This window comes from Halomonas alkalisoli (assembly GCF_021412585.1).
GTDB lineage: Bacteria > Pseudomonadota > Gammaproteobacteria > Pseudomonadales > Halomonadaceae > Halomonas > Halomonas alkalisoli.
On the sequence record NZ_JAKCMI010000044.1, the window covers coordinates 17,932 to 32,342 of the forward strand.

At 64.2% G+C, this 14,411-nt stretch carries 13 protein-coding genes; 8 read left to right on the plus strand and 5 right to left on the minus strand.

The window, feature by feature from the left end:
* Positions 1–33: 33 nt before the first annotated feature.
* Both LY622_RS20155 and LY622_RS20160 read left to right on the plus strand, forming a co-directional pair.
* Positions 34–2,631 (plus strand): TRAP transporter permease, encoded by a 2,598-nt coding sequence (locus tag LY622_RS20155; RefSeq protein WP_234292522.1) that lies wholly within the window; start codon positions 34–36, stop codon positions 2,629–2,631.
* A 13-nt stretch (positions 2,632–2,644) separates the two neighbouring features.
* Positions 2,645–3,073 carry a universal stress protein gene (locus tag LY622_RS20160; RefSeq protein WP_234292523.1) on the plus strand — a complete coding sequence of 143 codons (429 nt, stop codon included), beginning with the start codon at positions 2,645–2,647 and terminating at the stop codon, positions 3,071–3,073.
* Positions 3,074–3,170: 97 nt separating this feature from the next.
* On the opposite strand, the gene soxZ is transcribed toward LY622_RS20160, so the two are convergent.
* From soxZ to LY622_RS20180, 4 genes are all read right to left on the minus strand, one after another.
* Positions 3,171–3,998 carry a thiosulfate oxidation carrier complex protein SoxZ gene (soxZ, locus tag LY622_RS20165; RefSeq protein ID WP_234292524.1) on the minus strand — a complete coding sequence of 276 codons (828 nt, stop codon included), beginning with the start codon at positions 3,996–3,998 and terminating at the stop codon, positions 3,171–3,173.
* Between the two features lie 19 nt (positions 3,999–4,017).
* The gene (locus LY622_RS20170) at positions 4,018–5,043 is read right to left on the minus strand and encodes a YeeE/YedE family protein (RefSeq protein WP_234292525.1); all 1,026 of its coding nucleotides are present in this window, start codon (positions 5,041–5,043) and stop codon (positions 4,018–4,020) included.
* Positions 5,044–5,146: 103 nt separating this feature from the next.
* The gene (locus LY622_RS20175; RefSeq protein WP_234292526.1) at positions 5,147–6,475 is read right to left on the minus strand and encodes an NAD(P)/FAD-dependent oxidoreductase; all 1,329 of its coding nucleotides are present in this window, start codon (positions 6,473–6,475) and stop codon (positions 5,147–5,149) included.
* An 11-nt stretch (positions 6,476–6,486) separates the two neighbouring features.
* Complete coding sequence (locus tag LY622_RS20180; protein WP_234292527.1) at positions 6,487–6,840, minus strand: c-type cytochrome; 354 nt, start codon at positions 6,838–6,840, stop codon at positions 6,487–6,489.
* A gap of 344 nt (positions 6,841–7,184) precedes the next feature.
* On the opposite strand from LY622_RS20180, the gene LY622_RS20185 reads away from it, so the two are divergent.
* The 5 genes from LY622_RS20185 (at position 7,185) to LY622_RS20205 (ending at position 13,529) form a co-directional block, all read left to right on the plus strand.
* Complete coding sequence (locus LY622_RS20185) at positions 7,185–8,000, plus strand: DUF2189 domain-containing protein (protein WP_234292528.1); 816 nt, start codon at positions 7,185–7,187, stop codon at positions 7,998–8,000.
* 168 nt (positions 8,001–8,168) lie between these two features.
* Positions 8,169–8,690, plus strand: a complete 522-nt coding sequence (locus tag LY622_RS20190; RefSeq protein WP_234292529.1) for a putative pterin-binding protein — start codon at positions 8,169–8,171, stop codon at positions 8,688–8,690.
* Positions 8,691–8,734: 44 nt separating this feature from the next.
* Positions 8,735–10,924, plus strand: a complete 2,190-nt coding sequence (locus LY622_RS20195) for an ATP-binding protein (RefSeq protein ID WP_234292530.1) — start codon at positions 8,735–8,737, stop codon at positions 10,922–10,924.
* 78 nt (positions 10,925–11,002) lie between these two features.
* Positions 11,003–12,190 carry a nitric oxide-sensing protein NosP gene (gene nosP / locus LY622_RS20200; protein ID WP_234292531.1) on the plus strand — a complete coding sequence of 396 codons (1,188 nt, stop codon included), beginning with the start codon at positions 11,003–11,005 and terminating at the stop codon, positions 12,188–12,190.
* The gene (locus tag LY622_RS20205) at positions 12,168–13,529 is read left to right on the plus strand and encodes a hybrid sensor histidine kinase/response regulator (RefSeq protein ID WP_234292532.1); all 1,362 of its coding nucleotides are present in this window, start codon (positions 12,168–12,170) and stop codon (positions 13,527–13,529) included. The genes nosP and LY622_RS20205 overlap by 23 nt, the downstream gene beginning before the upstream one ends.
* Before the next feature lie 147 nt (positions 13,530–13,676).
* Here LY622_RS20205 and LY622_RS20210 read toward each other — a convergent pair whose 3' ends face one another.
* Positions 13,677–14,090: a tetratricopeptide repeat protein gene (locus tag LY622_RS20210; protein ID WP_234292533.1), complete on the minus strand. Its 414-nt coding sequence runs from the start codon at positions 14,088–14,090 to the stop codon at positions 13,677–13,679.
* A gap of 205 nt (positions 14,091–14,295) precedes the next feature.
* Between LY622_RS20210 and pqqA the strand changes: the two genes are divergently transcribed.
* The gene (pqqA, locus tag LY622_RS20215) at positions 14,296–14,367 is read left to right on the plus strand and encodes a pyrroloquinoline quinone precursor peptide PqqA (RefSeq protein WP_010627037.1); all 72 of its coding nucleotides are present in this window, start codon (positions 14,296–14,298) and stop codon (positions 14,365–14,367) included.
* Positions 14,368–14,411: the final 44 nt, after the last annotated feature.

Consider the following 14,411-nt stretch of genomic DNA (forward strand, 5'->3'; position numbering starts at 1 on the left):
CTGCACGTCAATCGACAGTGGGCAGGGCGACTTATGACTGACGAAAACAAAACCTCCCGAGCGTCTGATGTCGACCTCGATGATATGGTTGCCTCGAGTGATTCCGGCGCGCGCAAGCCGACAGGGGTGCCGGGGAAGCTGCTGGTGAGCATTGCGGCCGCCTGGTCGCTGTTTCAGCTGTGGATTGCCTCGCCGTTGCCTTTCATGTTCCGCTTCGGCGTTTTCAACGCCACCGAGGCGCGATCCATACACCTGGCGTTCGCTCTCTTTCTGGCGTTCATGGCCTACCCGGCACTGAAGCGGTCGCCACGCGATCGCATACCGATCCAGGACTGGGTGCTGGCGGCCGTTGCCGCCTTTTGCGGCGCCTACATCTTTCTCTTCTATGCCGAGCTCTCCGAGCGGCCAGGGGCGCCTATTACCCGGGACGTGATCGTCGGTGTGGTGGGTATCCTGATGCTGCTGGAGGCGACACGCCGGGCGCTGGGACCACCGCTGATGATCGTGGCCTCCGTCTTTATTCTCTATTCGCTGTTCGGCCCCTATATGCCGGGCATCCTGGGCCATCGTGGCGTTACCTTCCAGAGCCTGGTCAATCATCAGTGGCTGACCACACAGGGGGTCTTCGGTATCGCCCTGGGGGTATCGACCAGTTTCGTCTTCCTGTTCGTGCTGTTCGGTGCCCTGCTCGACAAGGCCGGCGCCGGCAACTATTTCATCAAGGTGGCCTTCTCCCTGCTCGGTCACTACAAGGGCGGGCCGGCCAAGGCCGCGGTGGTGGCATCCGGCATGACCGGGTTGATCTCCGGTTCCTCGATTGCCAATGTGGTCACCACCGGTACCTTCACCATTCCCATGATGAAGCGAGTGGGCTTTTCCCCGGAGAAGGCTGGCGCCGTCGAGGTGTCATCCTCGGTCAACGGCCAGATCATGCCGCCGGTGATGGGGGCAGCGGCCTTCCTGATGGTCGAATATGTCGGCATCTCCTATGTCGAGGTCATCAAGCATGCCTTCCTTCCGGCGCTGATCTCCTATATCGCACTGGTCTATATCGTCCATCTCGAGGCGCTGAAGGCCGACATGAAGGGTCTGCCGTCAAGCAACCCGGCACGGCCCTTTCTCAACAAGCTGATTGGCTTCTTGACCGGTCTGCTCCTGCTGATGGCGCTGTCGTTCGCGGTCTACTACGGTCTCGGCTGGCTCAAGCCGGTGCTCGGTGACGCCACACCCTGGGTCGTCGGCGTGGGGCTGGCCCTCATCTATGTGGGTCTGCTCAAGGTCGGGGCGAAGTACCCGGAGCTGGAACTCGATGACCCGACGTCGGAGGTGGTCTCTCTGCCGCAAACTCGCCCCACGGTGATGGTAGGGTTGCACTATATCCTGCCGGTGATCGTGCTGGTGTGGTGCCTGATGGTCGAGCGCCTGTCGCCGGGGCTATCGGCCTTCTGGGCCACGGTATTCATGATCTTCATCATCGTCACCCAGCGTCCGATCATTGCCGCCTTCCGCCACCGCGGGAAGCTCGTCGAGGATATCAAGGAAGGCTTCATGGATCTGTGGGACGGCCTGGTGACCGGTGCCCGCAACATGATCGGCATCGGTATCGCCACCGCGGCGGCGGGGATCATCGTGGGTGCAGTGTCCCAGACCGGGGTCGGCCTGGTGCTGGCCGATGTGGTGGAGATCCTCTCCATGGGCAACCTGATGCTGATCCTGCTGCTTACCGCGGTACTCAGCCTTATCCTCGGCATGGGCCTGCCCACCACGGCCAACTATATTGTGGTGTCTGCGCTGTTGGCGCCGGTGATCGTGACACTGGGGCAGCAGAACGGCCTTATCGTGCCGCTGATCGCCGTGCACCTGTTTGTCTTTTATTTCGGGATCATGGCAGATGTGACGCCACCGGTGGGCCTGGCGTCGTTTGCGGCAGCGGCGGTCTCGGGTGGTGATCCGTTACGCACCGGTTTTCAGGCTTTCTATTACAGCCTGCGCACCGCGGCGCTGCCGTTCCTGTTCATCTTCAATACCGACCTGTTGTTGATCGATGTCGGCTGGCTGCAGGGGGTAGTGATATTCATCATCGCGACCATTGCGATGTTGATCTTTGCCGCGGGCACCCAAGGCTTCATGATCGCCCGCAATCGCTGGTACGAGAGCATCCTGATGCTGCTGGTGGCCTTCACGCTGTTCCGCCCCGGGTTCTGGATGGACATGATTCACGACCCCTATCAGTCTGTGCCGCCAGCACAATTTGTCCAGGCACTGGGTGAGGTCGATGATGGCAGCAACCTGAGGGTGCAAATTGCCGGTGAAGACGCCTTCGGCGACCCCTTGGTCACCTATATCCTGGTGCCGGTGCCTCGCGGTGAAACGGCTGAGGAGCGCATGCAGGAACTCGGCATGGAGCTCTGGATAGAGGGGGATCAGGCCATGGTCGACTTCGTCGAATTCGGCAGCCTGGCAGCGGATCTCGGCTTTGACTTCGATCAGGAGATCATCGAGGTATCAGCCCCGGTGGATCGCTGGGCGAAAGAGTGGATGTGGATTCCAGGCTTCCTGGTGTTTGGCCTGGTGGTGCTGCTGCAGTGGCGTCGGCGTAAGGTCCAGTCGCCCAGCACGGCTGCAGCTTGAGGAGGGGATGATCATGTACAGCAAGATACTGTTGTCGGTGGACCTTAACGAGGAGAGCTCCTGGGTCAAAGCCCTGCCAACGGCGGTCACCCTGTGTCGCACCTTCGGTGCATCGCTGCATGTGGTGACGGTACTGCCGGATTACCGCATGCCCCTGGTTGGCTCCTATTTTCCCGAGGACTTCGCCAAGAAGGCCCACGAGGCCATATCGGAGGCTCAGCATAGGTTCATTCAGGAGCACGTGCCGGACGACATCAAGGTGCAGTCGATAATCGCCGATGGCTCTCCCTGGGAGGCCATCGTCAAGACGGCGAAGAAGCTCGAGGTGGACCTGATCGTCATGGCGTCCCACAACAAGCGCAAGTTCGCCGATTATGTGTTGGGCCCCAATGCCGAGCACGTGGTTCATCACTCGAAGGTGTCGGTGATGATCGTCCGCTGAGAACGAAACCGGAAAGGAGCCACACAGAATGCCCCGGCCGAGCAATCGGCCGGGGCATTCTGGCTTCTGGAAGCGGGGCTCGGCTTGTCTCTGGCGGTCAACCGGCCTTGATAGACGCTTCGTGCGTGGCGGAGGCGCCGGTATCATCCTGCCATTCGAATAGCGCTTCCCCGTCCTCTTCGGGGCTCAGGTAGAACAGCAGGTAGGGGCTGGCGGATATCGACTGGTGGAGCTCGGCCTCGAAGGCGGTTGCGCCGTTCAGGCTGACGGTGAAGCGCTCGATGATATGTCGCGGCACGGCTTCACCGTCGGCACCTTCACGCAGGCCGGTCTCCATGGGGTGGTTGATCAGCGTGCGCACCGCTTCGGGCTGGCCCGCGGTGAAACGGGAGGGAACGCTCACCCGAGGGTTGGACAGCGGCTCGGGCTGGTCGCTGCCATTGCGCATCAGGCAGCCGCTGACGGTGATACGAACCTCCCGCGCCGTCGCGAAGCGCTCGCCCTGATGGCTGGTGGCGATGGCGATCACCTGCTGGGTTTCGTTGAGCCTGACCCGCGTGGATATCTCGGGCTTGCCGCTCAGGGGGGTGAGGTGGAAGGTCGCGATCTCGGGCGAGGGGTTGGCCGTCGCGAAGAGGTCGATGCGCGTGATGTAGTCATCGTCGGCGAGTTCACCGTCGAAACCGACCGTGAGCGCAACCGAGGCGCCATCTTCCGAGACATGGGGCAGGTCGAGTACCAGCCCCTGGGTGGCGGGCTCGGCATCGCCCAGCACGCTGCGAGCGGCGTCCAGGCGCTGCCAAGGACCCTCTGCCAGGGCGGGCGTGGCCAGGCCGGCCAGGCCGATAGCGGCCACGGCAGCGGCCATGCCGCGCAGGAGGCGGCGGCGGGCGGCATCGTGATGATCGGGGCGAGCAGCGTGCATGGAGTCCTCCGGTAATCGATCAATTCTTGGACAGTGCCAATGGGCCGACGATCCCCAGTCGGGCGCCGGCCACGATGCCTGCCAGGGCGGCAAAGGCGGTCAACGCCAGTGTCGACAGCCCGGACAGGCCCTGGCCGATGGAGCAGCCCAGCGCCATGACACCACCGATGCCCATCAAGGTGCCCCCCGCCATGCTGCGCAACATCTGCCCGGGCCCGTCGAAAGCCCGCAGGGTAAAGTCACGCCGCAGCAGAGCCATGGCGAGGGCGCCCATGATGACGCCACCCACGACGCTGACGCCGAAGCCGAGTCGGGTGCCGGTGGACAGCATCAGGTACTGCAGTGATTCACCGATGGGGGCGATGAAGGTCAGGCTCGCCAGGCGTACCGGCTCGAAGTCGTCATGACCGAGCACACCGGTGGCGTACCAGCCTGCCGGAACCAGGAGGCCGATGATGAGGCCCCCGAGCCAATCCCCGGGCGAGGCACGAAACGCTGCATTGGAGAACACCCAGGCCAGCAGGGCGCCGCCGAGTACCAGCGCCATGAGCCAGGCGGGGGCACCGATTGCCCCTGGCAGGTCATGGGTGGGCAGGGCCAGTGTGGTCATGCCTTCCAGCCAGATCCGCAGCGGCGCCAGTACGCCGGAAAGCGCCATGTAGGCGGCCAGGCCGAGGCATGTCAGGACGACGAAGCTGCGCAGGTTGCCGCTGCCCAGCAGTACCAGGGCGCGGGCCCCGCAGCCGTTGGCCAGGGCCATGCCATAGCCGAACAGGGCGCCGCCCAGGGGGATGGCAAGCCAGGAAGGGGCCGGGTTTGCGTAGAGGGAGTCTTCCAGTGACACCAGCCCGGCCATAGCCAATGCCTGGCTGCCCAGCAGCGCCACCGCCATGGCCAGGGCATAGCTGCGCAGCTTGCGGCTGTCGCCGAGGGTCCAGCGATTGGCCAGGCCACGCATCAGGCAGAAGCCGGTGGCCTGGCCGGTTGCGCCGAAAACCAGGCCGATCAGTACAGCCGACCAGACCACCAGCTCGGTATGGCTCATGCAGAGAGTGTCCTTGTCGCAATGCCGTGCATGTATTCGGCCACTCTCAGGCGACCCTGCTCAGGTGACCTCCGTTCAGGTGACCTTCGTTCATGTGACCCGCTCAGGTAACCCTGCCGCCTAGGGGAGTGCCCCAGGTATCCTGGCAGATGGCGTTGTACCAGCCCACGGCGTATTCGGCTTCCAGTGCGCGCGTGGCGTCTGGCGCATCGGCCGGGCTCAGGCCGCCGGCCCCCTCCACTTCGGCAATCACACCGTCCTGGACACGATAGACACCGGCCACCGAGATGCCGTACTCCGGCCCGACCAGGCTATAGCAGGTATTGGTCCAGTAGGCCTCAGGCGCCGGACGCGACTCCAGCGACGCGGCAATGGCGGCGGCCACGACCTTGGCCTGGGCGTTGGCACAGAAGCCCGACTTGGGCATCGGCGCCGCCACCGTGGCGTCGCCCACCACATAGATGTCATCGACCTGGCGTGACTCGAAGGTCTCGGGCTTCACCGGCACCCAGCCGGAGTCGTCGGTGACGCCGGCACGCTCGGCGATCCAGCCGGCCTTCTGGGGTGGAATGACGTTGAGCACGTCGGCGCGATGCACGGTGCCGAATTCGGTCTCGACTTCGAGCCTGTCGGCATCGACGCGGGTTACCCGGCCGTCGTTCGATAGTCCCACCCACTCGATGCGGTCGCCGTAGAGTCGCTCCCAGCCGGCGGTGAACAGCCCCTGCTTGGAGAAATTGTCCTTGGCGTCGAGGATCAGGACCTTCGACTTCGGCTTGTGCTGGGCCAGGTAGTTGGCCACCAGGCTGGCGCGCTCATAGGGGCCGGGCGGGCAACGGAAGGGGTTGTCCGGTGCCACCATGACGAAGGTGCCGCCATCGTCCATGGCCTCGAGCTGGCTGCGCAGCAGTTCGGTTTGGGCACCGGCCTTCCAGGCGTGGGGAGCCTTCTCGGCGGCCTCCTCGTCGTAGCCTTCCAGCGCATTCCAGCGCATGTCGACGCCGGGGGAGAGGACCAGGCGATCGTAGTCGAGTTCGCGGCCGGTGGAGAGGGTTACCTTGTGGGCCTCGGCATCCACGTCTTCGGCCATGGCATGGATCACGCGCACGCCGTAACGCTCTTCCAGTTCATCGTAGCCATGGGCGATGGCGTCCATCTCCCGCAGCCCGCCCAGGTGCAGGTTGCTGAACGGACAGGTATAGAAGGTCTCGTTCGGCTCTACCAGGATCACGTCGATGGCCGGGTTGGCCCGCTTGAGATACTTGGCGGCCGTGGCACCCCCGAAGCCGCCGCCGACCACGATGACGCGCCCGGCGTGCTGGCCGCCGATGGCGAAGGGTGCGCTGCCCACCAGCGGCAGCAGGGATGCGGCGCCGAGGCCCTTGATCAGCTGACGACGGGTCAGGCCGTTGCGGTTGTGACGATGGTTCATGTCGCGCCCCCTCATTCTTCCCGCTCGTTATCGTTTTCCAGATCGATGCCGGCAAAGTGCCGGGCGAGTGCCTCGAGCTCGGCATCCGTGAAGCCCTTGGCGATCCGGTCCATTATCGTGGTTTCACCGACTTCCTCGTGCTTGAAGTCGAGCAGACGCGAGGTCAGGACATCGGCGGGACGGCCGGCGATCGTCGGTACGCTGCCGGCCAGCCGGCCATCGGTGCCGTGGCAGTTGGCGCAGCCGCCTGCCATCACCTCGAGCTGGGCATCGGAAAAGGTCTCTTCGGCCTGGGCGGTCAGGGGGAGGCCTACCAACAGCAGGCTCACCAGTGGCAGGGACGCAATAGGGAAAACCCGTTTCATCGTCAGGCTCCTGGTCGGAGTTCTTGTCGGAAGTCGTGCCAAACGAACATATTACTGTGGGCTGGACGCCACCAGAAGGAACGCTTTGGCATTCCATTATGCCCCTATGAACGACAGAGTTAGGATCTTATGCCTTTTTGTGATTGCTGTAAAAGTCGGGAGCTTCTTCGACAAAATGGGGCTTTACGTTGATTGGTCCGAGGCGCACTCTTGTGCTAGGTCAACTACATTAATGCCGTAGCAGGACGACATGCTGTAGCAGGACAACAAGACGCCTCCCGGTCACCCAACCGGAACGGCGCGCTCTTTCGTCACATGACTTGGCGACCATACGGGGTATGCATATGAACGCAGCAACAAGATCCACGGGTCAGTCATCGGTGCCCACGGTGAAGATCATCATCAATCCAATCGGTATGGACAGGCCCAGGGCCTGGCTGGCCGCCGGTTTCGAGGATTTTCGCAAGGCCACGGCGGTTAGCCTCGCCTATGGCATGTTCTGGGTCGGGTTGAGTATCGCAGTGACCCTGGGTGCCGTCATGCTCGACCTGTGGCACTGGTTGCTGCCCATGGCCGCTGGCTTCATGTTCCTTGGCCCACTGGTGGCGGTGGGGTCCTACGGGGTCAGCCGGGCGATCGAGGCCAACCGCACCCCCCATCTCGGAGACGCCTTCAGCGCCTGGCGGCCCCACGCCGGCCAGCTGGCGATGATGGGCGTGATGATGATGATCTTCTTCCTGGCCTGGATTCGACTGGCCACCCTGCTCTTCGCACTGTTCTACGGTTTCGAGGCGCCTGGGCCCGCGGCGCTCTATGCATCGCTGTTGACTACGCCGCAAGGGCTGGGCTTGATCCTTGTCGGCTCGGGCGTGGGTGCCGTGTTGGCGTTCGGTGCCTTCACCATCAGCGTGGTCGCCATTCCAACCTTGATGGATCAGGATCTCACCTTCATGGAAGGCATCGAGGCGAGCGTGCGTTCCGTGTCGAGGAATTTTCGCCCCATGCTGCTGTGGGCCGCGATACTGACCGGCTGTGTGCTGGTGGGGGTGCTGACCTTCTACATCGGCCTGGCCCTGATCCTGCCGGTGCTGGGACACGCCAGCTGGCACGCCTATGAGGACCTGGTGCGTTGCGAACCGGTGGAGAGTGCCGACAGCTGATACTCTGCAAGGGCAGGAGGTGCCTCCTCCTCCTGCCCGAGCCGCGCTACCGAGCCATTTCCTGTCTTGTATTTTCCCTGCTTCGCAGCGGTTCCTTTCTTGCCTGACCTTTCAGCCTATTTCGCGTAACCTTGTCCGTCACTACCCCGGTGCTTTTGGACTGCCGTGATGTTGTTGACGAGACGATGTTGTTATCTGTTCGCCTTCTGCCTGCTGCCTTTATGGGCCTTGTCACCGCTGACGCTGGCCGCGTCCTTTCCGCCTCCGGAAGGGGAGGTCCTGCTGCGGCTGTCCGGGCAGATCGAGCACACCAATGTCGGTGACGAGTTGCATCTGGATCGGGCCATGCTGATGTCTCTGGCACCAACGGTCATCGAAACCGGTACCCCCTGGACCGAGGGCGTGAGCCGTTTCAAGGGGCCGCTGGCCCGCGCGGTGCTCGAAGCGGCCGGTGTCAACGTGGAGCATGTGCGCGTGAGGGCGCTGGACGACTTCGAGGCCAAGGTGCCGGTGTCGGACTTTCACGATTACGATGTGATCCTGGCCATCGAGCGCGATGGCGAGCCCATTGCCGTTCGCGACCTCGGTCCGGTTTTCGTCCTCTACCCCTTCGATGAGCACCCTGAGCTGCTCAACGAGACCATCCGCTTTCGCTCGGTCTGGCATGTGGGAACTATCCATGCTCCCTGAGCGGCCCATGCTCCCTGAGCGGTTTTGATACGGGAGGCGAGATAATGGTGCTGCGTCATCCGCTTCGGCTGAAGCTGGGCGCCATGGCCGCGCTGCTCTTTTTCACTGCCGCCCTGGTCGTTGTGGGGCTGGCTGCCTGGCGCCAGGAAGGTCTCTACCAGAACGTGGGGGCGGATAGCTCCTGGCACGCCTACAAGCTCGACCGCGATATCGTGCAGCTGCGCAGCGACCTGGCGCGGCGCAGCGGTAGCGGGCAGAGCCTGGATGCCCTGAGACTGCGCTTCGAACTGCTCTATAGTCGCTTCAACCAGCTGCGCCGGGTCGATGCCACCGAGCTGTTCGACTACAGTCCGGCGGCGCATCGATTGCTGCCCGAGATCATCGACAGGATGGATGATTTCGATGACGTGCTGCAGCAGCTCGATCGGCTGGACGATCCCGCACACCATGCGCTGGACGCCAGGCTGGAGGCCCTCAGTGCCAATACCGAACAGCTGGTCATCGCCATCAATGGATACCTCGCCGAGGCGGCGACCCGTGACCGGGAAGCCTTGCAGGCGCTCTATGTGCTGTTGCTGGCATTGATCCTGGCCATGAGCCTGGCCGGGCTGCTGGTGATCATCTTTCTGGTGCGGGAGGCCCGCGACAATGCGGCGGCGCGGCGCTCGCTGGAGACATTGAGCCGGGAGCTTCAGGACGCGGCTCGTCAGGCTGAATCGGCCAGCCGGGCCAAGTCGGAGTTTCTTGCCACCGTAAGCCACGAGATACGCACCCCGCTCAACGGGGTCATCGGCATGAGCGACCTGCTCATGGACCAGCCGCTGGACGCTCGCTCCCGGGAGTATGTGGGCACGCTTCATGCCAGTGCCGGGCGCCTGCTGGGACTGATCAACGATATCCTGGACTTTTCCAAGATCGAGTCCGGCAAGCTTGAACTGGAGCATCGACCGGTGCGACTGGCGGCCCTGATCGACGATGCCTGCCGCCTCTTTGCGCCGCGTGCCGAGGCCAAGGGTCTCAAGCTGGAGAGTCGCCTCTCGCCAATGCTGCCCGCCCGGTTCATGGGGGATCCTGCCCGGCTGAGGCAGGTGCTGCTCAACCTGCTGGCCAATGCCATCAAGTTCACCGAGCGGGGCGGGGTGGTCATCGAGGCGAAGGAGACGGATAGCGGTCGACTCTACCTGGCGGTATGCGATACCGGGCCCGGGGTTACCGCGGACCAGCAGCAGCGGCTCTTCGAGCCGTTTCGTCAGGCGGACGCCTCCACCGCACGGCGCTACGGGGGCACCGGCCTGGGCCTGGCCATCTGTCGGCGCCTCACCGATGCCATGGGAGGGGAGATCGGCGTTGATAGTCAGCCCGGCAAGGGCAGTCGGTTCTGGATCGAGCTGCCGTTCGAACCGGCCGACGATGAAGCGGAACGTGACGAGCCGCCAGCGCTCATGTCGGCCAGCTTCGATGGCAATGTGCTGCTGGTTGAGGACAACCCGGTCAATCAGCAGGTGGCGGTAGCGATGCTCGAACGCTTCGACTGTCATGTGCAGGTGGCCGGCAGCGGCCAGGAGGCCCTGGAGGCCATCGCTACGGAGACCTTCGACCTCATCTTCATGGACGTGCAGATGCCCGACATGGATGGTCTTGAGACCGTGCGTAGAGTGCGGGCGAAAGGGGGGTGGAGCCGACGGGTGCCCATCGTGGCGATGACCGCCGGCGGCCCCGGGGCCGAGCGGGCGCGCTGCCTGGATGCCGGGATGAACGACTATCTGACCAAGCCGCTCCTTCGCACAGAGCTCGCGGCCTGCCTGCGTCGCGCGCTGCCGGAGCTGGCGCCGGTAACGGCACAGGAGGGGGCCGTTGGTTCCGCCGCTGCCGAGCTTGACGAGCAGGCCTTGGCCGATCTGCTGGACTCGCTCGGTGAGACGATGGTGGCGACGCTGGTCGCGGTACATCGCGACCAGCTGCAGTCGCAGAGCCTTGTCATGCAGGACGCTGCGGACCGGGGGGACATGCCAGCGCTGGAAGCCGTCGCCCACAGCATCAAGGGTGAATCGGCAAGCCTTGGTGCCCGCAAGCTCGCTGCCGTTGCTCAGCGCATTGAAGCGCTGGCCCATCATGAGCGTCAGGAGGACGTGGGCGAGCAGCTGAAGCTCCTCCACGCCCTGATTCCCGTGACCCTCGATGAGTTGGAAAGGTGGCTGGCGGAGCAGACGGCGCCGGGCGATATGGCCCGGTAAGCGGCTCCAGACGACGACCTGCGTTGTGGCATGCCCCCGGGGCAGCCTAAACTGCAGGAAACCCCTGCCGAGGTCGCCATGGACCTACTTGACGCCGACGTCACCGAGACAGTGCACCACTGTGGCGTTCCGCCAGTGATCACCGCCTACAGTACCCTACGCGAGCCCGGCGAGGCGGCGCGTGAGCTGGCCCGGCAGCTGCGCCATGCCGAGCTCGGGTTCGTGCTGTTCTTCTGCAGCGCGGAGTATTCGCTCGAGAGGCTGGGGCCCGCGATGAACGCGGCTTTCGAGGGCACACCCATTTCCGGCTGTACCACGGCAGGCGAGATCACACCTTCGGGTTACTGTCGCGGCTGTATCGTGGCCATCGGCTTCGATCGCCGCGTCTTCGCCGTCGCGCACACCCTGATCGACGACCTGGAGGGGTTCGGTCTGCTTCAGGCTCAGCGCCTGACCGGGGAGCTGCTCGAGGCGTGTCGGCACGCCTCGCCAACGCTGGAGGGTGGGCAGCACTTCGTGCTCACCCTGCTCGACGGTCTCTCCAGCAGTGAGGAGCAGGTGCTGGCCACGCTGGATACGGCCCTGGGCAGCATCCCCAGCTTCGGTGGCTCGGCCGGTGACGACAACCGCCTGGCCCATACCCATGTCTACAGCGATGGCCGTTTTCACAGCGAGGCGGCGGTAGTGGTGCTGATCCAGACTCGCTTGCCCTTCGAAGTCTTCACTACCCACCACCTGCGTCCGCGCCAGGAGAAGCTGGTGGTGACACGGGCGGATTGCCAACGACGTCGGGTACTGGAGCTCAACGCGGCCCCTGCGGCCGAGGAGTATGCTCGCCTGGTGGGGCTGCCGGTCACGGCGCTGGAGCCGGCGATCTTTGCCAGCCATCCCCTGGCGGTACGCATCGGTGAACAGCACTACGTGCGCTCCATCCAGGGTGCCAACGACGATGGCAGCCTCAGTTTCTACTGCGCGGTGGAGAACGGCATCGTGCTTACCGCCATGCAGCCTGCCCCGCTGCTCGATGACCTGCAGCTTACGCTTCAGGGCCTGCGTGAACGGCTGGGCGAGCCGGTACTGATCCTGGGCTGCGACTGTTTCCTCAGGCGACTCGAACTGGAAGCCCTGGGCCAGGTCGACGAGGCTTCGCGGCTACTGGGGGTGGCGGGTGTCGTCGGCTTCAACACCTATGGGGAGCAGCACCATGGCATGCACATCAACCAGACGCTGACCGGGGTCGCCATTGGATCTGTTCCAACCGCCTGAACTGCCCGACGAGTGGCATGAACGGGAGCGCGTGCTGCAGGAAGAGAATGCCCGGCTCAGGCGCATCTGCGCCTCACTGATCGAACGGGTCGAGTCCGGTGGGGTCGCCAGCGGCGCACCCTACGCCTCCTTCGAGCACTCGGTGCTGCTGGCCGAGCAGGTGCGGGAGCGCACCGACGCGCTGCAGCAGGCACTGACCGAGCTGCACCGGGCCAAGGCCGAGGCCGAGGCTGCCAATCTCTCCAAGACCAAGTTTCTGGCTGCCGTCAGCCACGACCTGTTGCAGCCGCTCAACGCCGCGCGGCTTTTCGCCAGCGCCCTGGACGAGCATGCACTGCCCGATGACTCGCGCCGGCTGGTCGGTAATATCGGTCGCTCGCTCAAGGGAGTCGAGGCCCTGCTTGGCACTCTGGTGGATATTTCCCGTCTCGATGCCGGCGTGCTGACGCCCGATATCGCCCCCTTTCCCGTTACTCAGCTACTCGATGTCCTGGCCGAGGAGTATCGACAGATGGCAGCCGCCCGTGGACTGGAGCTGCGCTACGTGCCCTGTGACGCCGTGGTCGAATCGGATTTGGCACTGCTGGCGCGGGTCGTGCGCAATTTCCTGGCCAACGCGATTCGCTATACCCCACAGGGGCGCATCCTGCTGGGCTGCCGGCATCGTGCCGATGGCCTGGAGATCGTGGTGGGCGACACGGGGCTCGGTATCGCCGAGGCCCAGCGCGAGGCAATCTTCCTGGAGTTTCGCCGCCTCGGGGTCGAGTCGAGCGACCAGGACCGAGGCCTGGGGCTGGGGCTCGCCATCGTCGATCGCATCAGCGGCATGCTGGGTCACCCGCTGCGACTCGTCTCACAGCCCGGGAAGGGCTCGCTGTTCTCGGTTCGCGTGCCCTATGGGCCACCACAGGAGCTGGCGACACGGGCATCATTGCCGATAGTGGGCGGACAGGCGCCGGATAGCCTCTCGGGAGCCATGGTCTGGGTGATCGATAATGACCCTGCCATCTGCGAGGGAATGGCGGCCCTGCTGGGGGGCTGGGGTTGTCGGGTGGTCACGGCAGCGTCGTTGGCACAGCTCGAAGCCCTTGTCGGCGATGACAGTGCCGATGTGCTGCTGGTGGACTATCACCTCGAAGAGGATGAGCCAGACGGCCTGGCCGTGGCGGCCAGGCTGCGCCGGCGTCATCCTGGGTTGCCGGTGGTGCTGATTACCGCCAACCATGATGCGGCACTGAAGGCTCGAGCCCGGCGACTGGGCCATGAGTGTCTGCTCAAGCCGCTGAAGCCGCTACGACTGAAGATGATCCTGATGCAGTACCTGGCTGGCCAGGCCTGATCAGCCGTATCAAGCTTTGGGCTCGATCCGATAGAACCCACCATCGCTTTCGCCGGTGAGCACGTAGAGCAGGCCGCCGGCTGCGAAGCTGGCGGCAAGGGTGAGGGAGAGGTGAGCTCAAGACGGCGGCATTCGAGATGGACTGGCTCAGTCCAGGGATGACGGCGACTCGGCCATGCTCCGGTAGTACCGGCTCAGGGCATGATCGGCTGCAAGGCCGTGGGCACCCTCGCCGTACAGCGCTGCAAGGCGATGCGCCGCGCGGCGGCTGCCGCCTTCACTGGCCTGGCGGTAGTAAGCGAGTGCCCGTTCCAGGTCGGGGTGCGTGCCACGGCCATCTTCCAGCATCACTGCCAGCTGAAACGCCGCGTCGGCATTTCCTTCCATCGCCAGGCGCTGCCAGATCTCGAAAGCCTGTTCATAGCGTCCCATCTTGAACTGCCCATATGCCAGATAGCTGTCGACCATGCGTCCCTGGGTCGGCGCAGCGGTCGGTTCGTCGGCCCAGGAGAGTGAGCCATGGACCAAGGTGGCTAGCAGCAGCAGACGGTAAGGTTTCATCAGAGTTCCCGGCACGAAGAGGATCTTTCGAGGCTAGCCGGCAACCCCCGGGCGCGCTAGCGCTCTCCCTCCCGTTTGCTCCCAATGAAGGGAGGCTTCTCCTTCCAAAGTACCGCCCATGAGCAGGGCGGCGGGTGCTTTACTGGACTTGTGCCGCTGCTGCGGCACGTCTGCACAAACCGACAATACCAACAGGAGAGATGCCATGTGGACCAAGCCTAGCTTTCGCGACCTTCGCCTCGGCTTCGAAGTCACCCTCTATATCGCCAACCGCTGATCACTCGTCACGCCAACGGGGCCTGCAATGGCCCCGTTCGGGCA

Bases quoted from the DNA above. Each gene is read 5' to 3' on its own strand.
- nosP (WP_234292531.1), top strand. From the start codon at position 11,003: ATGGACCTACTTGACGCCGACGTCACCGAGACAGTGCACCACTGTGGC.
- soxZ (WP_234292524.1), bottom strand. From the start codon at position 3,998: ATGCACGCTGCTCGCCCCGATCATCACGATGCCGCCCGCCGCCGCCTC.
- LY622_RS20195 (WP_234292530.1), top strand. From the start codon at position 8,735: ATGGTGCTGCGTCATCCGCTTCGGCTGAAGCTGGGCGCCATGGCCGCG.
- LY622_RS20210 (WP_234292533.1), bottom strand. From the start codon at position 14,090: ATGAAACCTTACCGTCTGCTGCTGCTAGCCACCTTGGTCCATGGCTCA.
- LY622_RS20185 (WP_234292528.1), top strand. From the start codon at position 7,185: ATGAACGCAGCAACAAGATCCACGGGTCAGTCATCGGTGCCCACGGTG.
- LY622_RS20160 (WP_234292523.1), top strand. From the start codon at position 2,645: ATGTACAGCAAGATACTGTTGTCGGTGGACCTTAACGAGGAGAGCTCC.
- LY622_RS20180 (WP_234292527.1), bottom strand. From the start codon at position 6,840: ATGAAACGGGTTTTCCCTATTGCGTCCCTGCCACTGGTGAGCCTGCTG.
- LY622_RS20175 (WP_234292526.1), bottom strand. From the start codon at position 6,475: ATGAACCATCGTCACAACCGCAACGGCCTGACCCGTCGTCAGCTGATC.
- LY622_RS20155 (WP_234292522.1), top strand. From the start codon at position 34: ATGACTGACGAAAACAAAACCTCCCGAGCGTCTGATGTCGACCTCGAT.
- LY622_RS20170 (WP_234292525.1), bottom strand. From the start codon at position 5,043: ATGAGCCATACCGAGCTGGTGGTCTGGTCGGCTGTACTGATCGGCCTG.
- LY622_RS20190 (WP_234292529.1), top strand. From the start codon at position 8,169: ATGTTGTTGACGAGACGATGTTGTTATCTGTTCGCCTTCTGCCTGCTG.